This is a genomic window from Marivita sp., assembly GCF_048006345.1.
Taxonomy (GTDB): domain Bacteria; phylum Pseudomonadota; class Alphaproteobacteria; order Rhodobacterales; family Rhodobacteraceae; genus Marivita.
This window is the reverse complement of sequence record NZ_CP180351.1, coordinates 894441-915077: the sequence shown is the minus strand read 5'-3', so window position 1 is coordinate 915077 and position 20637 is coordinate 894441. Positions and strand designations below refer to the sequence as shown.

At 62.2% G+C, this 20637-nt stretch carries 24 protein-coding genes and 1 pseudogene; 16 read left to right on the top strand and 9 right to left on the bottom strand.

Going from position 1 to position 20637, the window contains the following annotated elements; translation table 11 throughout:
* Window positions 1-53 precede the first annotated feature (53 nt).
* From ACMVPR_RS04560 to ACMVPR_RS04540, 5 genes are read left to right on the top strand one after another with little or no spacing between them, the layout of a single operon-like run.
* Window positions 54-416: an SUF system Fe-S cluster assembly protein gene (locus tag ACMVPR_RS04560; RefSeq protein ID WP_292267420.1), complete on the top strand. Its 363-nt coding sequence runs from the start codon at window positions 54-56 to the stop codon at window positions 414-416.
* Between the two features lie 3 nt (window positions 417-419).
* A complete protein-coding gene (locus tag ACMVPR_RS04555; protein ID WP_416881901.1) occupies window positions 420-746 on the top strand; it encodes a TfoX/Sxy family protein in 327 nt (108 codons plus the stop codon).
* 58 nt (window positions 747-804) lie between these two features.
* Complete coding sequence (locus ACMVPR_RS04550) at window positions 805-1428, top strand: MarR family transcriptional regulator (protein WP_416881900.1); 624 nt, start codon at window positions 805-807, stop codon at window positions 1426-1428.
* Window positions 1429-1477: 49 nt separating this feature from the next.
* On the top strand, window positions 1478-2212 hold the full coding sequence (locus tag ACMVPR_RS04545) for a DUF3307 domain-containing protein (protein WP_416881899.1): 735 nt from the start codon (window positions 1478-1480) through the stop codon (window positions 2210-2212).
* A gap of 31 nt (window positions 2213-2243) precedes the next feature.
* Window positions 2244-2642, top strand: a complete 399-nt coding sequence (locus ACMVPR_RS04540) for a HesB/IscA family protein (RefSeq protein ID WP_416881898.1) — start codon at window positions 2244-2246, stop codon at window positions 2640-2642.
* 87 nt (window positions 2643-2729) lie between these two features.
* Here ACMVPR_RS04540 and ACMVPR_RS04535 read toward each other — a convergent pair whose 3' ends face one another.
* Window positions 2730-3200, bottom strand: coding sequence for an Lrp/AsnC family transcriptional regulator (locus ACMVPR_RS04535; protein ID WP_300583951.1), 471 nt, complete (start codon window positions 3198-3200; stop codon window positions 2730-2732).
* A 150-nt stretch (window positions 3201-3350) separates the two neighbouring features.
* On the opposite strand from ACMVPR_RS04535, the gene ACMVPR_RS04530 reads away from it, so the two are divergent.
* A complete protein-coding gene (locus ACMVPR_RS04530) occupies window positions 3351-4214 on the top strand; it encodes an NAD(P)-dependent oxidoreductase (RefSeq protein WP_416881897.1) in 864 nt (287 codons plus the stop codon).
* A gap of 167 nt (window positions 4215-4381) precedes the next feature.
* On the opposite strand, the gene ACMVPR_RS04525 is transcribed toward ACMVPR_RS04530, so the two are convergent.
* The gene (locus tag ACMVPR_RS04525; RefSeq protein ID WP_416881896.1) at window positions 4382-5293 is read right to left on the bottom strand and encodes an isopenicillin N synthase family dioxygenase; all 912 of its coding nucleotides are present in this window, start codon (window positions 5291-5293) and stop codon (window positions 4382-4384) included.
* Window positions 5294-5419: 126 nt separating this feature from the next.
* On the opposite strand from ACMVPR_RS04525, the gene tpiA reads away from it, so the two are divergent.
* Window positions 5420-6157, top strand: coding sequence for a triose-phosphate isomerase (gene tpiA, locus ACMVPR_RS04520; RefSeq protein WP_416881895.1), 738 nt, complete (start codon window positions 5420-5422; stop codon window positions 6155-6157).
* 12 nt (window positions 6158-6169) lie between these two features.
* Window positions 6170-7339, top strand: coding sequence for a cytochrome P450 (locus ACMVPR_RS04515; RefSeq protein WP_416881894.1), 1170 nt, complete (start codon window positions 6170-6172; stop codon window positions 7337-7339).
* Window positions 7340-7467: 128 nt separating this feature from the next.
* On the opposite strand, the gene ACMVPR_RS04510 is transcribed toward ACMVPR_RS04515, so the two are convergent.
* Entirely contained in the window at window positions 7468-7923 is a 456-nt protein-coding gene (locus ACMVPR_RS04510; RefSeq protein ID WP_300583941.1) for an Lrp/AsnC family transcriptional regulator, read from the bottom strand.
* A 150-nt stretch (window positions 7924-8073) separates the two neighbouring features.
* Between ACMVPR_RS04510 and cobA the strand changes: the two genes are divergently transcribed.
* From cobA to ACMVPR_RS04480, 6 genes are all read left to right on the top strand, one after another.
* Window positions 8074-8850, top strand: a complete 777-nt coding sequence (cobA, locus tag ACMVPR_RS04505) for a uroporphyrinogen-III C-methyltransferase (protein ID WP_416881893.1) — start codon at window positions 8074-8076, stop codon at window positions 8848-8850.
* On the top strand, window positions 8850-9152 hold the full coding sequence (locus ACMVPR_RS04500; RefSeq protein WP_416881892.1) for a DUF2849 domain-containing protein: 303 nt from the start codon (window positions 8850-8852) through the stop codon (window positions 9150-9152). The genes cobA and ACMVPR_RS04500 overlap by 1 nt, the downstream gene beginning before the upstream one ends.
* The gene (locus tag ACMVPR_RS04495) at window positions 9152-10825 is read left to right on the top strand and encodes a nitrite/sulfite reductase (RefSeq protein WP_416881891.1); all 1674 of its coding nucleotides are present in this window, start codon (window positions 9152-9154) and stop codon (window positions 10823-10825) included. Before ACMVPR_RS04500 ends, ACMVPR_RS04495 begins: the two co-directional genes overlap by 1 nt.
* On the top strand, window positions 10825-11595 hold the full coding sequence (locus tag ACMVPR_RS04490) for a phosphoadenylyl-sulfate reductase (protein WP_416881890.1): 771 nt from the start codon (window positions 10825-10827) through the stop codon (window positions 11593-11595). Before ACMVPR_RS04495 ends, ACMVPR_RS04490 begins: the two co-directional genes overlap by 1 nt.
* Window positions 11592-11987, top strand: a complete 396-nt coding sequence (locus tag ACMVPR_RS04485) for a DUF934 domain-containing protein (RefSeq protein WP_416881889.1) — start codon at window positions 11592-11594, stop codon at window positions 11985-11987. The genes ACMVPR_RS04490 and ACMVPR_RS04485 overlap by 4 nt, the downstream gene beginning before the upstream one ends.
* Before the next feature lie 117 nt (window positions 11988-12104).
* Window positions 12105-12962, top strand: coding sequence for a ferredoxin--NADP reductase (locus tag ACMVPR_RS04480; RefSeq protein ID WP_416881888.1), 858 nt, complete (start codon window positions 12105-12107; stop codon window positions 12960-12962).
* A 91-nt stretch (window positions 12963-13053) separates the two neighbouring features.
* On the opposite strand, the gene ACMVPR_RS04475 is transcribed toward ACMVPR_RS04480, so the two are convergent.
* Window positions 13054-13854, bottom strand: coding sequence for a translation initiation factor 3 (locus tag ACMVPR_RS04475; RefSeq protein ID WP_416881887.1), 801 nt, complete (start codon window positions 13852-13854; stop codon window positions 13054-13056).
* Between the two features lie 204 nt (window positions 13855-14058).
* Here ACMVPR_RS04475 and infC point away from each other — a divergent pair.
* Window positions 14059-14605: pseudogene (gene infC, locus ACMVPR_RS04470) on the top strand (translation initiation factor IF-3).
* A 51-nt stretch (window positions 14606-14656) separates the two neighbouring features.
* Here the strand turns inward: infC and ACMVPR_RS04465 are convergent.
* The 4 genes from ACMVPR_RS04465 to dksA all read right to left on the bottom strand — a co-directional run bounded on the left by ACMVPR_RS04465 (window position 14657) and on the right by dksA (window position 18378).
* Window positions 14657-15658: a molybdopterin-binding protein gene (locus tag ACMVPR_RS04465; protein WP_416881886.1), complete on the bottom strand. Its 1002-nt coding sequence runs from the start codon at window positions 15656-15658 to the stop codon at window positions 14657-14659.
* Window positions 15655-16623, bottom strand: coding sequence for an XdhC family protein (locus ACMVPR_RS04460; protein ID WP_416881885.1), 969 nt, complete (start codon window positions 16621-16623; stop codon window positions 15655-15657). Before ACMVPR_RS04460 ends, ACMVPR_RS04465 begins: the two co-directional genes overlap by 4 nt.
* 76 nt (window positions 16624-16699) lie before the next feature.
* The gene (locus ACMVPR_RS04455) at window positions 16700-17881 is read right to left on the bottom strand and encodes an FAD-dependent oxidoreductase (protein ID WP_416881884.1); all 1182 of its coding nucleotides are present in this window, start codon (window positions 17879-17881) and stop codon (window positions 16700-16702) included.
* Between the two features lie 74 nt (window positions 17882-17955).
* Complete coding sequence (gene dksA / locus ACMVPR_RS04450) at window positions 17956-18378, bottom strand: RNA polymerase-binding protein DksA (RefSeq protein ID WP_300583924.1); 423 nt, start codon at window positions 18376-18378, stop codon at window positions 17956-17958.
* A gap of 165 nt (window positions 18379-18543) precedes the next feature.
* Here dksA and ACMVPR_RS04445 point away from each other — a divergent pair, with 165 nt between their 5' ends.
* Window positions 18544-19386, top strand: a complete 843-nt coding sequence (locus ACMVPR_RS04445) for an AAA family ATPase (RefSeq protein WP_300583922.1) — start codon at window positions 18544-18546, stop codon at window positions 19384-19386.
* Between the two features lie 64 nt (window positions 19387-19450).
* Here the strand turns inward: ACMVPR_RS04445 and ACMVPR_RS04440 are convergent, their stop codons facing one another.
* The gene (locus ACMVPR_RS04440) at window positions 19451-20569 is read right to left on the bottom strand and encodes a THUMP domain-containing class I SAM-dependent RNA methyltransferase (RefSeq protein ID WP_416881883.1); all 1119 of its coding nucleotides are present in this window, start codon (window positions 20567-20569) and stop codon (window positions 19451-19453) included.
* Window positions 20570-20637: the final 68 nt, after the last annotated feature.

Here is a 20637-nt window from a genome sequence, read left to right as displayed (position 1 = left end):
CCCCTCACCGCTTTCCCTATATATTTGGTCAGGAACCCACGGGAAGGACCGACATGAACGATGCCAGCCCCAAGATCGAAGGCACACCGCTGATTGCGCCGTCCAGCACCGATCATCCATTGTATGATCAGGTCGTTGAAGCGTGCCGTTCGGTGTATGACCCCGAGATTCCGGTCAATATATATGACCTAGGACTTGTCTACACGCTTGACATCAATGACGAAAACGAAGTCCGCGTGGTCATGACCCTGACCGCTCCGGGCTGTCCTGTGGCAGGCGAAATGCCGGGCTGGGTGGCCGAAGCGATCGAGCCGATTGCAGGTATCAAACAGGTCGACGTGGAACTCACATGGGAACCCCCGTGGGGCATGGACATGATGTCCGACGAGGCACGCCTCGAACTGGGCTTCATGTAACACATGGCTGTCTCCGACGAACAGATCGCCTTTGTCCGGGATCTGTTTCGCGGACTTCCTTCAATCACAACACGCAAGATGTTTGGCGGCCTCGGGATTTATTCCGAAGGCGTGATTTTTGCGGTGATCGGCCCCGAGGAAACCCTGCTTCTGAAAGCACGCGGTCCACTGGCCGACGACCTTGCCGCAGAAGGTTGCGAGCAATGGTCGTATGAGGGCAAATCCGGCAAGCCGTCCCGCATGCCCTACTGGACATTGCCTGACGCGGCCTTGGACGATCCCGAAGAAGCCTGCACCTGGGCGCGCCGGTCCCTCTCGGAAAACACCTGATTGTATCGTCAACCAAATTCAGTTTCTTTTCTCCGAAGAAACTGATATAACTTGCACCATGACCCAGTTTTGCGTTCTCACCGGCGATCTCGTCGCCTCATCCGATCTCACATCCACCGATGTGGATGCGGCATTGACCAGTATCGAGACCGCCGCCAATGCGATGTCCGGCTGGCGGACCCCTGATCTGATCTCTCAATTCGCCCGGCGCGGTGGCGATGCGTGGCAGGTGGCGCTCTCCGATCCGGCTTACGCCCTGCGCGCGGCGCTTTTCATCCAGGCCTGCCTGCGGCGCGACACCGACCGGACCACCACGCGGATTGCCCTTGCCACCGGTCCGGGCACCCTGCCCGCCAGCGGCGACCTGAACGCGGCCCATGGCCCGGCCTTCGTCGCCTCCGGACGATTGTTGGACACACTCTCGCGCCAGACACTGCTTGCTCATGCCAACGGCGGCGCACACCACGCCGCGACACGTCTCGCAGATCACATCTCCTCAGGCTGGACGCAGGCCCAAGCGCGTGCGATGGCAGCGGCTCTTGCTCCCAACGCCCCGAACCGCGCAGACATCGCCAAATCCTTTGGCATTTCGCGACAGGCGGTCAATCAAGCGCTCTGGTCCGCGGGGTACCCTGCAATTGCCGATGCGCTGACCGCCCTGGAGACGGAGGCTGGCAAGTGAACCGGCTTTCTATCCAGCAAAGCAAGCTCGAACCCTTGCGGAGGCTCCCATGATCAATGTCTTTGCAGCCCTCTTGCTGGCCCATCTCATCGCTGATTTTCTGGCGCAGCCCGACGTGCTGATCCGGCGCAAGTCAGAACCTCTTTTTCTCGTCCTGCATATCGCGATTGTCTTCGTCCTGACCTTCGCCGCGCTCGGGGGGCACTGGCAGCTGGCGCTCGGGATCGCGGCCGCGCATTTCGTCATCGACGCCATCAAGGTCTGGGCCCTGCCCGCAACATGGCGCGACAGTCTGCCCGCCTTTCTGCTGGATCAGGTGGCCCATATGGCAACACTTGTGGCAGGGGCGATCCTTATCCCCAACGCGCTTGTCACCGGTCTCTGGGCCGATCATATCGCGCTCCTGCAAGCTCCCGCCATCCTGCTCAGTGGCGCGATCGTGTCGATCTGGGCCGGAGGCTTTGCCGTAGGTCTGTTGATGAAACCCTACACCGAGCAATTCGCCGCAGACGAGGCTGGACCAACCGCCGAAGGGCTGGACAATGCAGGCCGCATGATCGGCAAACTGGAACGCGGGCTGATCTTTCTCTTCCTCTGCGTGGGCGAGGCCACCGCGACCGGCTTCCTGATCGCCGCAAAATCCGTTCTGCGCTTCGACACCGCATCGAAAGGCCAGAAAGCGGGCGAATACGTCATCATTGGTACGCTCGCCTCCTTTGGCTGGGGGCTGGCCACCGGATACGCCACGCTTTCCCTTCTTGAGATCGCGGCAGCAAGCCCCTAGGTTAAGAACAACAGCGAAAGCGAGAGATCCCATGTTCGGCATCCCCGGAAAACAAGCCGTCACCCTGACCCCCAAAGCCGCCGCCCAAGTGCGCAAGCTGATGGAGTCGAAAGGCCATGCCGGCCTGCGCATCGGCGTCAAGAAAGGCGGCTGCGCGGGTATGGAATACACCATGGATTACGTCGACACCCCCGACCCCAACGACGAGGTTGTCGAACAGGACGGAGCGGTGGTGATGATCGCCCCGATGGCGCAGATGTTCCTTTTCGGGACCGAGATCGACTACCAGACCTCGCTGCTCGAATCCGGCTTCCACTTCAACAACCCGAACGTCGCAGACGCCTGTGGATGTGGGGAGTCGATCAAGTTCAAGGATGTGGAAGAACTGGCCACCGAACACGCAAACGGCGCGCCGAACCTCAAGGCGTGAGCCAGACCGGCTTGTGATCTGAAAGGCGCTGCTTTGCAGTCTTACCGCGTCCACGAGCATCCGCAGAAGGCGTTCGGACGGATGCAACTAAATGGGGATCTCATTAGAATACTTGATCCGCTGCATCGGGATTTCGGTCTTGACGTTTTGAACACCCGGAAGGGCGTTCAGATACTCGATCTGAAACCGCCGGTAGGCTGTGATGTCGGCGGCCAGAATGCGCAGAAGGAAGTCGCAATCCCCCGCCATCAAATGACATTCCACAACATTTGGCAGGCGCCGCACTTCCTTGGTGAACCGTTCAACGGTCGTCTCGTCCTGTCCGGTCAGCCAGACGCGGGTGAAGAATGTCATGCCAAGGCCAAGGGTGTCGGGGTTCAGGATCGCCGTATATCGTTCGATGATACCGGCAGCCTCCATGTTGCGGATGCGCCGAAGGCACGGGGTCTGCGATAGCCCGACCTGGTCGGCGATCTCGTTGCTGGTCTGCTTGCAGTCTTGCTGCAGCAGGCGAAGGATCTTCCGGTCGATGTCGTCGAGGACGTGCTGCATGGTCATGCTCATTTCCATTGGTGCGCTGCGCCATTAATGCAGTGAGTCTTCGCGCATCACACTCAAAATTCACTGAATCATACCTCAATTTGGCAAAAAACACCCCCAATCCAGTGCCATACTCTATTTCTTACTGGCATATGGATCGGAGGGATCATGGACAAGGTCGGTTTCATCGGATTGGGCACCATGGGATTGCCCATGGCGCGGAACCTCGCGCGGCATGGCGTTGCGCTGAACGTGTGGAACAGGACGCAAAAGGCCCCGGATGTTTTCCCGGACGGATGCGATGTCGCATTTGCTCGATCCCCGCGGGCCGTTCTGCGTGGGTCTCGGACCTCCATTCTCATACTGCTGAACCAGGATGCCGTCGATGCCGTGCTGGAGCGGGACACGGCCGCCTTCGCCGAGAATGTGCGGGGCAAGACGATCATCGGCATGGGCTCCGTCGATCCCAGCTATTCGGTGGCACTGGCCGACGACATCGCACAGGCGGGCGGGGCTTATCTCGAAGCGCCGGTGTCCGGCTCGCGGGTGCCTGCGGAGAAAGGCCAACTTGTCTGTCTGCTGGGGGGTGATCGCGCTGTGGCGGACGCGGCGGCCCCTCTCTTGCGCCCCATGTGCAAGGATCAGATCCATTGCGGGGCCGCCGGTGATGCCTTGCGCATGAAACTGGCGATCAACCTCTACCTTTGCTCCAGCCTCGTCGCCTTGGCAGAGGCGACCAGTTTCGCGCGCAAAGCTGGCCTTCCGTTGGACAAGTTCACGCAAGCCGTGGAGGCAGGCCCTCTCAGCAGCGATTTCGTGACCATCAAACTGCCCAAGATGATCGACAGCGATTTTGCGGTGCAGGCCGGCGTGGCAGACGCGCATACGAGCACCTGCCTGATCCGAGCAGAAGCTGCGCGGCTGTGCTTGGCGACACCGCAACTCGCCGTCAGCTCTGACCTTTACGCACGGGCGGTGAAAGCGCTTGGCCCCAAGGTCGACATGTCGAGCGTGATATCAGTACTCAACTAAAGAGGGCGACCCTTGAGAGATTTGCCAAATCCTCCTTGGCAATGTGGTGGCCGCCCGACGGCGGCTCCGCCCGCTCAGTCGAGGTTCGGCCTCAACATCCTGAACACCTCAATACAGAGGTATTCCGCCGGGCTCTGTCTTCGTGAGACCAAACAAAAAACGCCCAATCACCCCTTCCCCTGCAAATGCACATAGGTCTCGGCATAGCGCTTGGTCAGGTGATCCCCTGCCCGGATCAGCTTGCCTGACCCGAGCGGCGCGACATTGGTCTCCACATTCGGGTTGAAGAACAGCGGCACCGAAATCCGCTCATCCGCGCCGCCCTTGACCCGGTGCAGTGTCGCAACAACACGGCCCTCGGTCCACATCTCGAGCATCTCACCGAAGTTGATGATGAACTCCCCCGGAGGCGCCTGCACTGGCAGCCAGTCACTGCGCCCGCGCGGCTGCACCTCCAGCCCCGGCTGACCATCCGTCGCCAGAAGCGTGAGGCAGCCGTAATCCGTATGGGCACCGATGCCGAAATCCTTGTCTCCGGCCCAGTCCGGGCGCGGCGGGTAGTAATTGCCCCGCAAAAGAGCCATCGGGCAGTCGAACTTGTCCTCGAAGAAATCCGCATCCGCGCCGATGGACATGGCAATTCCCCGCAGAATACCCCGCGCCACATCGAGCGCGTCCGCATAATACGCCCGGATCACCTGCTCGAACCCGGCGGGCCGATCCGGCCAGTGGTTCGGCGCATAGACCGACAAGGCCACCCGCATATCCCCGTCCTGCAAGGTGTAGCCGCAATCGAACACCTCTTTGTAATCCGGGTTCGCGTTCGGATCGACCTGCTCGGATTTCGGCGCACCCCAACCCCGGTTCGACCCGGTGCGCGCCATGTTCACCTGATCCTTGACCGCGACCGGCAGGGCAAAGAATGCACGGTAGGCCGCCAGAACGAACCGCATCCGGGCCGAGGTGAACTTGGTGTTGTACACCGTGGCAAACCCCACCTCTTCGGCGGCACTCCGCATCAGCGTCAAGGCCTCCGCATCGCCCGCGAGCAAGGCCTGCGCGTCAAGTCTCGGGATCATCTGTCGCCCTCCTGATCTGTTGGTCGGGCTTGTGCCAGCCATCCACAGCCCATGCAACTGCCCTTGACGCCGCTGCCCGGCCCGCGATGATGCGCCCTGAACCAAGATCACCAGCAGGAGCCCCTCATGCGCCGCAAACTCGCCGCCGGAAACTGGAAGATGAACGGAACCACCGCCGCCCTGACCGAGCTTGACGCGTTACAGGACGCCGCCGCTGGCGCTGCCGAAGTGCTGATCTGCCCACCCGCCACTCTGATCGCCTCAGCCGCCGCCAAAGCCGCTTCGATCGCCATCGGCGGTCAGGATTGCCACTCCGCCGCATCCGGCGCCCACACGGGCGATGTCTCCGCCGCCATGCTCAAGGATGCAGGGGCCACCTACGTGATCCTCGGCCATTCCGAGCGCCGCGCCGATCATGGCGAATCCGATGCGCTCGTCGCTTACAAAACCCTCGCCGCATGGGCCGCAGGCCTGACTGCCATCGTCTGCGTTGGCGAAACCCTCGATGAACGCGAAAGCGGAAAGACCCTCGATGTGGTGGGCCGGCAGCTTGCCGCATCCCTGCCGGACGATGTGACCGGCGACAACACCGTCATCGCCTACGAACCCGTCTGGGCCATCGGCACCGGCAAGGTGCCCACCACCGACCAGATCGCCGAGGTGCACAGCTTCATGCGGTCGACCCTGATCCAGCGCTTCGGCACCGACACCGCCCAAGCGATCCGCCTGCTCTACGGTGGCAGCGTCAAAGCCTCCAACGCGACCGAGATCTTTGCCGTCGCGGACGTGGACGGCGCACTTGTGGGTGGTGCAAGCCTGAAAGCCGCCGATTTCACCCCCATCGTCACGGCCTTGAACGGCTGACCGCGCAAAGGCATGCAGCGGTTATCCCAATCCCCGACCGACCCCGCCTTCGTTCAGAACCCCTACCCGTTCTATGATCGCCTCCGCTCCGCAGGCGATCTGGCATGGTGGGACGAATACGCCATGCCCTGCGCCGCCAGCCACCGGGCGGTGCATACCATCCTGCGCGACCGACGATTTGGCCGCGAGGTGCCGCCCGAAATTGCCCCCACGATCCCCGATCACCTCGCCCCGTTCTACGCGGTCGAGGCCCATTCGATGCTGGAACTGGAGCCGCCCCGCCACACCCGCCTCCGCGGCCTCGTCCTGCGCGCCTTCACCTCGCGCCGGATCAAGGCTCTGGAACCTGAAATAACGGCACTAACCCACGAAAAGATTGATACTTTTCCTTCGGGAGCGCCCTTCGACATTCTGACCACCTTCTGCCAACCGATCCCGGTGATCGTCATTGCGCGCCTGCTCGGCGTGCCCGACGACATGGCTCCGCAACTCCTGCGCTGGTCCAACGCGATGGTCGCCATGTACCAGGCCAGCCGCACCCGCACGACCGAAGACGCCGCCGCCCAAGCCGCCGCCGAGTTCTCCGACTTCCTGCGCAGCTATATTGACACCCGCCGCCATGACCCCCGCGATGACCTCATCACCCACCTGATCGCTGCCGAAGAAGCAGGCGAAAAGCTTTCGACCGATGAGCTGATCACCACCTGCATCCTGCTCCTCAACGCGGGCCACGAGGCAACGGTCCACACGCTGGGAAACGGCATCAAGACATTGCTGGAGGCCGGCACGGATCGGATCGACGACAAAACGGTTGAGGAAATTCTCCGCTACGACCCGCCCCTGCACATGTTCACGCGCTATGCCTACGAAGACATCACCCTCTACGGACATACCTTCCAGCGTGGCGATCAGGTGGCGCTGCTTCTCGCTTCGGCCAATCGCGACCCGGCTCAATGGCCCGACGCCCATCTCTTCGACCCAACCCGCCCCGTGACACAGAACACCAGCTTTGGCGGCGGATTGCATTTCTGCGTCGGCGCACCGCTGGCCCGGCTGGAGCTACAAATCGCCCTGCCGATCCTCTGGGACCGCTGCCCAAAACTGCGCCTCGCGGAACCACCCGTTTACGCCAACACCTACCATTTCCATGGGTTGGAGCGTCTGATGGTTCAGACCTCCTGACGCGCGCCTAGACGGGCGGTTATTAGAGCGTATTTTCAAAGAGAAGAAGTAAAGAATCGCGCGCCTTCCTGTCTTCTTCTCTTTCCAAATACGCGCATGCAACCTTCACACCCGCGCCGCCAATTTGGCTATAGCGGCAGTGCCGTGGTCGACTTGATCTCCTCCATCGACAAAAGCGCCGTCACGTTGTGCACCTTCACCTCCGCGATCAGCGCCTGGTAGAACGCATCATAGGCCCGCGCGTTCTTTACGCGCACCTTGAGGATATAGTCGATATCCCCCGCCAGTCGGTGCGCCTCCTGCACTTCGGGGCGGTCCTGCAGCGCCTTCAGAAACGCGCGCTGCCAGGCCGCGTCATGTTCGCTGGTGCGGATCAGGACAAAGAAACAGGCCTCGAACCCAAGTGCATCCGCATCAAGATGCACCACCTGCGCGCCGATGATCCCGGCCTCTTTCATCTTGCGAATCCGGTTCCAGACCGGCGTCTTCGATGACCCCACTTTGCGGGCGATATCGTCCAGCGACTGCGCCGCATCCGTTTGCAACTCGACAAGAATTTTCCGGTCCGTGTCGTCGATCTTCATCACTGTTCTGCTTTCTTCGGGTTTCAAGGACCACCTGTCCTTACGCACTGGCCTGATAGAACAGATTTCCTTATTTCCGCAAGGGTCTGGAAGAATACTGGAACAAAATTCTATTTTAGACGCAAGAAACGCGGTGAAGAGGACGAGCCGATGCCACGCGACCTGCACATGACCATGCTCCAGCCCGTCGCCTTTGTCGGCGCGGGCCCCGGTGATCCGGATCTGCTGACGGTCAAGGCTCTGCGCGCGCTGCAGGAGGCCGACGTGGTGATCCATGACCGTCTGGTCACCGCCGAGATCCTCGCGCTGGTCGGCCCCCAGACCCGTCTGCGCAATGCGGGCAAAGAAGGGTTCGGCCCGTCGGTCACGCAAGCCGACATCAACGCGATGATCGTGGAAGAAGCTCTGACCGGCGCGCGTGTCGTGCGGCTCAAGGCCGGCGATCCCACCGTCTTTGGTCGTCTGGACGAAGAACTGGATGCGGTGATCGCGGCGGGTCTCGACTACACCATCGTACCGGGCCTCACCTCCGCCTCCGCTGCCGTGGCCGCCCTTGGCCAATCGCTGACCAAGCGCGGGCGCAACACTGCCGTGCGTCTGATCACCGGGCATGACATGCAGGGCTATGCCGATCACGACTGGCGCGCGCTGGCCCGCGAGGGTGAGGTCGCCGCGATCTACATGGCCAAGAAAGCCGCGCGGTTCATTCAGGGCCGCCTGCTCATGCATGGGGCAACACCATCCACGCCGGTCACGATTGTCGAAAACGCAAGCCGGGCAGACCAGCGCATTGTCAGCGTCACTCTGGCAACGCTTCCCGCCATTCTGGCCGAGGCCGACATCACTGGTCCTGCGCTTCTCATGTACGGTTTGGCCCCGCGCGATGCGGTCGAAACGGCTCTGCCCCACATTCAGGAGATCATCTGATGCCTGCGATCTTCACGCCGAAAGTCATCACCGCCAACGCGTTGCTCGAAGGCGATGTGGTGTACCTGACCCAGGACGACACATGGACCCGCAACCTCAAGGATGCGGATGTGCTGACCGACGAGGCCGATGCGCAAATCCGCCTGATCGACGCCAGCACCCGCACCTCTGAAGTGGTTGGAGTCTATCTGGCCGACGTGGCCCCTGACGCCAAAGGCCCCAAGCCCACCCATTTCCGCGAGGCGTTCCGCATGCGCGGCCCGTCCAACTATCCCCACGGCAAACAGTCCGAGGCTCTCTGATGTACCGCTATACCGATTTCGACGCCACCTTCGTGGCCGAGCGCAACGCCCAATTCCGCGCGCAGGTGGAACGCCGCATCGACGGTTCGCTCACCGAAGACGAATTCAAGCCGCTGCGCCTGATGAACGGGCTCTACCTGCAACTGCACGCCTACATGCTGCGCGTGGCAATCCCCTATGGCACGCTGAACAGCGCCCAGATGCGGCAGCTTGCCTACATCGCCGAGCGGTGGGACAAGGGCTACGGCCATTTCACCACGCGGCAGAACATCCAGTTCAACTGGCCCACGCTGCGTGACGTACCGGATATGCTGGACGCGCTGGCCGAGGTGCAGATGCACGCCATCCAGACCTCTGGCAACACGATCCGCAACGTGACCGCCGACCATTTCGCAGGTGCCGCGTCGGATGAAATTGCCGATCCGCGCCCGGTGGCCGAGCTGATCCGCCAGTGGTCCACCGACCACCCGGAGTTCCAGTTCCTGCCGCGCAAGTTCAAGATCGCCGTCACCGGATCTCCGAACGATCGCGCCGTGACACGCGCCCACGACATCGGCTTGCGCATGGTCCGCAACGATGTAGGCGAGCCGGGGTTCGAAGTCATCGTGGGCGGTGGCCTTGGCCGCACCCCGATGATCGGAAAGGTTGTCCGTGACTTCCTGCCCGAAGCGGACCTGCTGCCCTATCTCGAAGCGGTGGTCAGTGTCTGGAACCTGCTGGGCCGTCGCGACAACAAGTACAAAAGCCGCATCAAGATCACCGTACATGAACATGGCATTGACGACATCCGCGCGCGTGTCGAAGAGCGGTTTGCCCTGCTGCGCCCCGCGTTCACCGGTGTGGACCAGCAGCTTTTTGCACAGATCAAAGCAGATTTCGCGCCGCCCGCGTTCGCAGACCGCGACTCCGGCCCGTTCGATCTGGCTTACGCGAATGACCCGGTGTTCCGCTCCTGGGCCGACACCAATCTCAGCGCCCACCGCGCGCCGAGCCACGCGATTGCGCAGATCAGCCTCAAGGCGCATGGCGCGACACCGGGTGACGCCACCGCCGACCAGATGCGCGTGATGGCCGATCTGGCAGAACGTTACGGACATGACGAATTGCGCATCAGCCACGAACAGAACGTCGTGCTGCCGCATGTGCACAAGGCCGACCTGCCCGCGATCCACGCGGCATTGAAGGCGGCGGGCCTCGCCACCGCCAATATCGGCAAGATCAGCGACATCATTGCCTGCCCCGGTATGGATTACTGCGCGCTGGCCACAGCCCGGTCGATCCCAATCGCGCAGGAGATCGCTACGCGTTTCGACCAGCTCAAGCTGGAACACGAGGTGGGTGACCTGAAGATCAAGATCTCGGGCTGCATCAACGCCTGCGGACATCACCATGTGGGCCATATCGGCATCCTTGGCCTCGACCGCGCGGGGGTGGAGAACTACCAGATCACGCTGGGAGGCGATCACACCGAAACCGCCGCCATCGGTCAGCGCACCGGCCCCGGCTTTTCGGCGGACGAGATCGTGCCCGCCATCGAACGGATCGTCGACACCTACCTGTCGGAGCGTGACAGCGCCGACGAGACGTTCATCGACACGTTCCGCCGCGTTGGCATGACCCCGTTCAAGACCGCGCTTTATGGCGAAAGCGACAAGAAACAGAAGGCCGCGTGATGCTTGACCTGACTCAGCACAACCGCGAGGCAAGCGGGGTTCCGCTTGACGAGCGCATGGCCGCACAGGATCGCGTCACCGATCTGAACGCCCACTATCGGCATTTCGGCACCTCCTACCTGCTCGAAGCCGTGCTGACGCGCGGAGTCTTCGACCATGTTGCGATGGTGTCGAGCTTCGGCGCGGATTCGGCGGTCCTTCTGCACCTGATCGCGCAGATCGACCGCGACCTGCCGGTGCTCTTCATCGACACCGCGCTGCTGTTTGAGGAAACCCTGACCTACCAGCAAACGCTCGCCGATCATCTGGGCCTGACCAACGTGCAGGTGATCCGCGCGTCCAAACGGACGGTTGAAGCGGTCGATCCGTACGGCGCCCTGCGCTTCAGCAATCCCGACGCCTGCTGCGACCTGCGCAAGACCCAGCCGCTCAATCACGCGCTTCAGGGTTATGACGCATGGATCACCGGGCGCAAACGGCATCAGGCACGGACCCGTCAAGGCTTGCACTATTTCGACCTCGACGATGGCACCGCCCGGATCAAGATCAACCCGTTGATCGACTGGAAACCTGCCCGCATCGCGGCGCATCTCGACACACACAACCTGCCTCGCCACCCGCTTGTGGCCAAGGGGTACCCGTCCATCGGCTGCGCCCCCTGCACCACCCGCGTGTCAAAGGGCGAAGATCCCCGTGCAGGCCGTTGGCGCGACAGTGAAAAAACCGAATGCGGCCTGCACCGGCCCGCCCCGAAAGGAGCCACAAAATGACCGTTCTGATCAACGACAGCGGCTTTCTGACAGACGACCCGACGCGCTGGATTGACCCCGAGGCGCGCATCGACCTGCCCTCGGACACCGATCCTGCGCGGCTCAAATGCCTGCTGATCGGCAAGGAACTGATCCGCATCGACTTTCCCAGCTTTTCGGACGGGCGCGGCTTTACCCTCGCACGGCTGATCCGCCAGCAGGGCTACAAGGGCTGGCTGCGCGCACAAGGTCATGTCATCGCAGATCAATACGCCATGGCGCGCCGCTCAGGCTTTGATGATGTGGAAATCAGCGACGACCTCGCCGCACGACAGCCCGAAGCCCAATGGCTGGTCCGCGCCGATTGGCGGGCCCATGACTACCAGTCGCGTCTGCGCGGCCTCGCCGCCTGAGCCCAAACTGCGACCGAAAGACCACCCGCCCGGTCCCTGCGACCATGGGCGGGTTTCGTCTGATGTAAATCAAAGATAGATGTAAGGGACCGGTTTACACGAGCCGGTAAGGAAAACATGACAGAGTTGACACCCGTGACCGAAGCCACAGCCACCAAAGCGCCCGCCAAGACCCTTGCCATCCCCGACGCGCAGACCGTAACTGAGGTCAAACACTGGACAGACCGACTGTTTTCCTTCCGGGTCACACGTCCTGCGTCCTTGCGGTTCCGCTCGGGCGAATTTGTGATGATCGGCTTGATGCAGACGGATGAAAAATCCGGTCGCGAAAAGCCGCTTCTGCGCGCCTATTCCATCGCGTCGCCGTCTTGGGACGAGGAACTTGAGTTCTACTCGATCAAGGTACAGGACGGTCCGCTGACCAGCCGCCTTCAACACATCCAGCCGGGCGATCAGATCATCCTGCGCCCGAAACCCGTCGGCACGCTGGTGCATGACGCGCTGCTGCCAGGCAAACGGCTCTGGCTTTTCGCCACCGGCACCGGCATCGCCCCCTTTGCCTCGCTTTTGCGGGATCCGCAGACCTATGAGGATTACGACGAGGTCATCCTCACCCACACCTGCCGCGAAGTGGGTGAGCTTCAATATGGCAAAGAACTGATCGACACGATCCGCAGCGACGAATTGCTGGCGGAACTGATCGGCGAAGGCTTTGCCGACAAGCTGCGCTACTACCCGACCACAACCCGCGAAGAGAGCCCGAAGATGGGCCGCATCACCGACCTGATGCGCTCGGGCGAATGCTTTGAAGATCTGGGTGTGCCCGTCATCAGCCCGGAAACCGACCGTGCCATGGTTTGTGGCAACCTTGCCTTCAACCTTGAAATCAAGGACATGCTCGAAGGCTACGGGCTTAAGGAAGGCGCCAATTCCGACCCACAAACCTATGTGGTTGAAAAAGCGTTTCTTGATTGATGCGTCACATCAAGAACAAGCCATAAGACACTAAATATAAAGCCGCGCAGGGGATTACCCGCGCGGCTTTCTCTTTGTTCTTTGATGCGCCTTACAGGCCAAGCTGGTCCCTCAACGTGGCAAGCAGCGCCTGCAATTGCTCAGGGTTGTCCCGCGCCTGTTCCAGCGCGGCTTTGGTCGAGGTCTTGATCAGCACGGACAGATCGGACTGGTCGATATAGGCGATCACCCGATCGTAATCGAACCCGTCGACTGTCAGCGCCTCTGCGATGTCAGTGCCCGCTTCGGCGGTTGTGTCAGCAACGGGTGCTGCACTGTCCTCTGTCGCCTGAACGGCATCATTGGTTGCCTCAGCAGCCATATCGGTTGCCTCGGTTGCGGTATCCGCAACGCCATCAGCGGCATCTGTTACTGTGTCAACCGCAGCATCGGCAGCGTCCGTTGCCACATCTGCCGCGCTGTCCGCCTCGCCGGTGGCTGTGTCCATCGCCGTTTCCAGCGCGGTTGCCGCATCATGCGCCGCCTCGTTGATCGCGGTGACGGCGTTGTTGACAGCCGTTTCTGCCTGTTCGACCACGTCGCTGGCCGCTTCGGTCGCTTCAGCCGCGACGCTGTCGATGGCCTCTGCCGCCTCGTTCACCGCGTCTTCCACGGCTGTGACAGCGTCGCCAGCGGTTTCCTCGACAGCATTCTGCCTCTCTTCGACCGTCGTCGTCACGTCCTCTGCGGCCTCAGTCGCGGCACTTTCGGCGGTCTCCGCCATCGTCTCTGCTGTGTCTGTCACGGCGTCACCCTCGGTCTCGACGGTTTGCGGCGTGGTTCCGGATTGCGTGAACACCCACGCCCCGATGCCGACTGCCACGGCGACTGCCAGAATGATCAGATTTTTCATTGGTTTTAAAACCCCCTGATGAATTTTTGCTGCGCTGCAACCTCGCAACGCGTGCCTGTGGGATGCATGTGCGCCTCGCCCTGCGGGCCCACAAGGGGGAAACCCTTGGCGCTCGGCTCAGTTCCGCCGAAAAGCCGCTTGAAAGCCAACGGCATGACGACTACTTTGCAGCCCTGATTTGAACTGCACCAAAGGAGCGACACCATAGCCCGCAGACCTCACAACGCGCCCCCCACGCGCGAGACCGGCCCCCGCATCAACGAACGCATCCGGTCCCCGGAAATCCGCCTGATCGGCGCGGACGGAGAAAACATCGGCGTTGTCACGCCTGAACGTGGCATGCAGCTCGCTGAAGAAGCCGGGCTTGATCTTGTCGAGATTTCGCCAAACGCGACGCCACCGGTTGTCAAGATCATGGATTTCGGCAAGTTCAAATACGAACAGCAGAAGCGGGAATCCGAGGCGCGCAAGAAGCAGAAGATCATCGAGATCAAAGAGGTCAAGTTCCGCCCGAACACGGACAAGAACGATTACGACGTGAAAATGCGGAGTGTGTTCAAGTTCCTTGAAAATGGCGACAAGGTGAAGGTCACCCTGCGGTTCCGCGGACGCGAGATGGCGCACCAGAACCTTGGGCGCGAGCTGTTGGAACGTGTGGCCGAAGACTTCGAAAGAGCATGGCAAGGTTGAGAACATGCCGAAGATGGAAGGACGCCAGATGGTCATGATGATCGGACCGCTTCCGAAATAATCGCGATCCATTATTTGGCAATTTTTGAAAGCGACCTTCGGGTCGCTTTTTCTATGCCGTCTCGCGCGGGGCGGGCCGCGATGGCGGCTCCTTCAGAAGCCCACCAACCCCCATTCCCATGATGTCCTGCGGGCGGACAGGAACATCACAGAGCAAACGTTCCAACACCCAGTCTGCACCATTCAACGCAGGCGACCGGGCGCATCCCGGCAGGCCGATCACCGGCACGTCGCCCAGATGCCCCCAGAAGAGCAGGTTACCGGGATCCACCGGCATCCCGTAATGCACGACATCTCCTCCGGCGGCCCTGACCGCTTCGGGCGCAACATCGTAGAGATCGGATGTGGCCGATCCGGTCAGAATACACAGCATGTCATAGTCCGGCGCGGCCGCGACCAGAGCTTGGCGCAACGCCTCAGCCTCGTGCGGCACGACGGTCTTGGGGCCAAGGGCGACCCCCATGCGGTCGAACCGCTGCCCCATCGCGCGCTGGCCTTTGGCGCTGTCATCCCGCCCACCAACGCTGGTCTGGATCAGCAGCGCCCGCGTGTGTGTCACAGGGCGCAGCGCCAGTGCGTCCTGCCCGGCTTCGCAGGCAGCCGCCACGGCGGCTTCGGGTGCGGCGTAAGCGATGATCTTGACCGTCGCCACCATGCCACGCGCCGCGCTGCGGTGCCATTCGGGAACCGTGGCCACGGTGACCATGGGATGGACCGCGTTCACGGCGTTTATCTTGGCCGCGTCGATCTGGACCACTCCGTTCTGCGTTGCATAGATGTTCACACGCCCGGTGCTGGCAGGAGCCACCCGCAAATGCACCGCTGCCGGGTCTGGCACCAGCGCCTCCGCGAGCCGTTCGGCGGCGCGATCCTCGTGCACATCATCAGCTTCCATCCGGGCCACCGTAACGTGGTGTACCCCAGCCGCCGAAAGCTTGCTCAGCGCGATCGCATCCAGCGTAACGCCCTTGCGCAACCTCCCTTTGGGCAGAGCGACGGAATGCGCAAGGATTGCGCCCTCTGCCTCGGCCAAGGGAACCGCGCCGAACTTCATGCGCCTTTCCGCAAAACGCGGGTCATTTCCGCCAGGATCGATACTGCGATTTCCGCAGGGCCAGATGCGCCGATGTCCAACCCGATGGGGCCGTGGATCAGCGCGATCTCGGCATCGCTGAACCCGGCGGCCATCAGACGATCCACCCGCTTGGCATGGGTGCGAGTTGATCCCAGCGCACCGATATAGAAACACTCTGCCCGCAGCGCCTGTTCAAGCGCCGGATCGTCCAGTTTCGGATCGTGCGTCAAGAGCACCAGCGCGGTGCGGCTGTCCAATCCAAGTTGGCTGATCGCCTCGTCCGGCCAGTCATGCAGGATGGTTTCACCCGGAAAGCGACTGTCCGACCCAAACGCCTCGCGCGGGTCGATCAGCGTCGGGTCATAGCCCGCGATCCGCGCCATCGGCACCAGCGCCTGCGCAATATGCACGGCACCCACGATGATGAGCCGCAACGGTGGATTATGGACAGCGACGAAAGTGCGTGTGTCTTCAACGAAGCCGGAGCGATCCATACGGAAGGCTTGCGTGTGGCCGTCGGTGGTCAAGGTCCGCGTTCCTGCCTCCAGATCAACCACATAGGCCACAGGTTTGCGCGCGGCGCGATATTTTACCAATTGGTCAAGAATGTCCTCAGGCAGCACCGCGCCCACAGGCTCCACCAGAACCCGGATGGTGCCACCGCAGGCCAAACCCACCGCAAAGGCATCCTGATCGCTGACCCCGAATTCCAATTCGCGAGGTTTGCCATCGGCGAGTGCGTCCATCGCTTCAACCACGACAGCGCCTTCGACGCAGCCGCCCGAAACAGACCCCTCGATCTCGCCCTCGCCGGAGATGGCAAGCTGTGATCCGACACGGCGCGGCGCGCTGCCCCATGTCTCGATCACCGTTGCGAGGACCGCCCCCTTGCCGGACCGGTGCCAATCGAGCGCCGTTTCGGGACACCTGTCAAACCGCTCCATCGTCATGGCCTCCTTTGGTCTTTGGCGGGACCATATCACGCCGCGCGGCGCTGTCTCCCCCTGCGATGGTGGTAGGTCACGCGATCTGAGGTCGGGTCACATCATACCCGTAAAGCCAATCGAACCGACCCAGCATCTGTCCGGGTGACGCCCGACTGAGCAGACCCAACGCGGTATGGGCGGCAAAGCGGAACGGTCCCGGAGACAGGTGGTAATTGCGAGCGTTCTTACTGGCGGCGTCGATCACCCGTGTGACCCGCGCCTTGCGGCGGAGTTGGTACGCCGCGAGACCTGCGTCCATGTCAGAGGCCTGCGCCAAGGCATCCGCCAGCACCCACGCATCTTCCATCGCCATGTTGGCGCCTTGTGCCAGAAACGGCAGGGTGGGATGTGCCGCATCCCCGAGCAGTGCCATGCCCGCCCCATGCCAACGCGCCGCGACGGGATGGCGGAAAAGACCCCAGACACCCGGCGCTTCGGCCTGCGACAGGATCTGGTGCACTTCGGCATCGAACCCGGCAAAAGCCTTGCGCAGATTGTCGGCATCGTCTTTTTGCGACCAGCTTTCGGCGGCCCATTGGGCGCGTTCTTCCACAGCGACGACGTTCAGCAGTGACCCGTCACGCAGCGGATAGGTCACCATGTGCCGCCCCGGCCCCATATGCACACGGGCATGGGCGGGATGTCCGGTGCTGTTGGGCACGATGCAGCGCCACGCGACCTGCCCGGTGAAGAACGGTTTTTGCGTGGCGTTCAGAACCGGACGCACGGCGGAATGGATGCCATCGGCACCAATCACCAAATCGGAGTTGCGGGTGTCACCGGTGGCCAGAACGATGCGCGGACGGGGTCCGGGTGTGACCGTATCCACACGCTGAAGCAGCCGCACTGTCACTCCCTGATCGCGGGCCGCGGCGGACAGGAGATCAACCAGATCGGCGCGATGCACAAAAAGGTAGCGCTGGTCGGGTGGCAAGCGGGTCAGATCAAGCCGTGCCACCTCGGACCCGGTGCTGCCATTGCGCAGCGAGACCGCCTGCCCTTGCACCGAGCGGCTGGCCAGATCATCGCCCAACCCCAACGCTTCGATGACCCGCAACCCGTTCGGGGAGACCTGAATGCCTGCACCCACTTCGGTAATGGCCTGCGCCTGTTCAAGCACCGTCACGCTGGCACCGCGCTGGCGCAGCGCCAGCGCACAGGTCAGGCCACCTATGCCGCCACCGATCACGGTGATGTCCAATGCGTTCAGGTCCAAGACCCCGCCCCCTCAAAACAAACGCGCCAGAGCAAGTGCCCCGGCGCGCCAATTCCGATCACATTCGTCGCGCGTCAATCGTCGCGATGCACGCGCTCGCGCCGTTCATGGCGCTCTTGCGCCTCGAGGCTCAGCGTGGTGGTCGGACGGGCCACCAGACGCTTGAGCGAGATAGGCTCGCCGGTGGCCTGGCAATAGCCAAACTCGCCCTCGTCGATCCGGCGCAGCGCAGCGTCGATCTTGGCCACCAGCTTGCGCTGACGGTCCCTGATCCGCAGCTCGAGCGCGCGGTCGGTTTCTTCGGAGGCGCGGTCCGCGACATCCGGAATATTACGTGTGCCGTCCTGCAGACCTGCGATGGTGGATTTGCTGTCGCTCAGAAGCTCGTTGCGCTGTTCCAGCAGTTCCCGACGGAACCACTCGAGCTGGCGCTCGTTCATGAAGGGCTCATCCTCGGCGGGTCTGTAGTCGTCGGGCAGGAAAGATTCGGCTTTCATCTTGGTTCCCTTAGCTAAGCCAGTATCCGTCATAGAAATTCCCCTAGATATCTGGCACCCCTGTGCGCAGCACTTAACCGAAGGCCCAAGGGATGTCACTACCGAATAGCTGCACAATGGGGTGATTTCGAGGCAATGGGTCGATGAGACAAAAGGTAAAAGAATATGAGATTTGAAGGCACGGACAGTTATGTGGCAACCGACGATCTGACCATCGCGGTGAACGCCGCCGTGACGCTGGAACGGCCGCTTCTGGTCAAGGGAGAACCTGGAACCGGCAAGACGGAATTGGCGCGGCAGGTGGCGGCCGGGCTGGGCCTGCGCATGATCGAGTGGAACATCAAGTCCACCACCAAGGCGCAGCAGGGTTTGTATGAATACGACGCGGTGAGTCGTTTGCGAGACAGCCAGTTGGGCGACGAGCGCGTCAACGACGTGCGCAACTACATCCGCAAGGGCAAGCTGTGGCAGGCGTTTGAGGCGGATGAAAAAGTCGTGCTGCTGATCGACGAAATCGACAAGGCGGATATCGAGTTTCCCAACGACCTTCTGCAGGAACTCGACAAGATGGAGTTCCATGTCTACGAGACCGGCGAGACGATCAAGGCGCGGCAGCGGCCCATCGTCATCATCACCTCGAACAACGAGAAAGAGCTGCCAGACGCGTTCCTGCGGCGGTGTTTCTTTCACTACATCCGCTTTCCCGATCCGGACACATTGCGCCGCATCGTCGAGGTGCATCATCCGGGGCTGAAAGAGGCGCTGCTGACCACCGCGCTGACGCAGTTCTACGAGCTGCGCGAACAGCCGGGATTGAAAAAGAAGCCGTCAACTTCTGAAGTGCTGGACTGGCTCAAGCTGCTCTTGGCCGAGGATATGACGGCGGAGGATCTCAAGCGCGACGGGGCGAATGCGCTGCCCAAGCTGCACGGGGCGCTGCTCAAAAACGAGCAGGATGTGCATCTCTTCGAGCGGTTGGCCTTCATGGCCCGGCGCGAACGGCGGTAAGATCGGGGCGCAGATGCGTCGACGCATCTGCGCGTTTCAGTCGACGGACACGGTCGGCGACCGGCTATTTTAAAGGACCGGTCTGGAAGAGTTGGATCTTGAGGCCGCCATGCGGGATCGGCGCGCTCACATTGCGGAAATGCAGCCCCGAGGCCCGCGCCAGACCCTTGTCCGAGGTGATGATGCCCACGCGCCAGCCCTTGAACCGCTCTTTCATCACCGTGCCGAACGACCCGTAGAGCGCAAAGAGCAGGTTTCGGTTGCCGATCCGCGCGCCATAGGGCGGGTTGACGATCACGAGGCCCGGCGGGCCGTCGGGCGGGCTAAGGTCCGCCACGGCCTGATGGGTGAAGCTTGTAAGGCCCCCTACCCCTGCCCGGTCGGCATTGGCCGTGGCATTGGCGATGGCACCAGCATCGCGGTCATAGCCATGGAAGCGCAAATCAGTGGGTTTGGGTTCTGCAAGTGACGCCTTGAGCGTGGACCACCCCCCTGCATCGAAGGACCCGAGATCCTCGAACCCGAAGCGGCGGTCGCGGCCGGGGGCAAGGCCCATTGCCATCTCGGCCGCTTCGATCACAAAGGTGCCCGAGCCGCACATCGGGTCGAGCACGGGTTCTGACCCGTCATAGCCACAGGCGCGCAGGAACAAAGCGGCGAGCGTCTCGCGCATGGGCGCCTTGCCGATGGCCTGTTTATGGCCACGTTTGTGCAGGCCCTCACCAGACGTGTCGAGGCTGATCTCGCAGAGGTCGTCTTCAATCCGCACCCGCACGATCAGGCCGGCCTTCTCGGTGGGTTTGGCCCCCAGCGCATCGGCGATGGCGGTTTCCACCCGTTCGGTTGCGGCGCCTGCGTGGTAGATGCGGGATTTGCGGCACGTCGCTTCCACCCAGTAGGGCACGTCGGCGCGCAAAAGCGTTGTCCAGTCGATCTTGCGCGCCCGCTTGTCGAGCTGCGCCAGATGCATCGCGCGGAACCGCGCCACCCGCGCCAGCACCCGCCCCGCCCCACGCAGCATGAGGTTTGCGCGCCAGACCTCGGACCAGTCGCCGTCGCAGGTCACGCCACCGGGAACTGCAGTCGCATTGGCAAAGCCCAAGGCCGCGGCTTCGTCGCGCAGAAGGTGTTCAAAGCCCGGCGTGCCGGAGAGGAAGATGTCGAGCGGAGCGTCTTGTGTCATTGGCGCGGCTTACCCTGAATTTCACGGAACCGATAGACACCGTCTTTGCGCCCGCGCCAAGCCCGTAC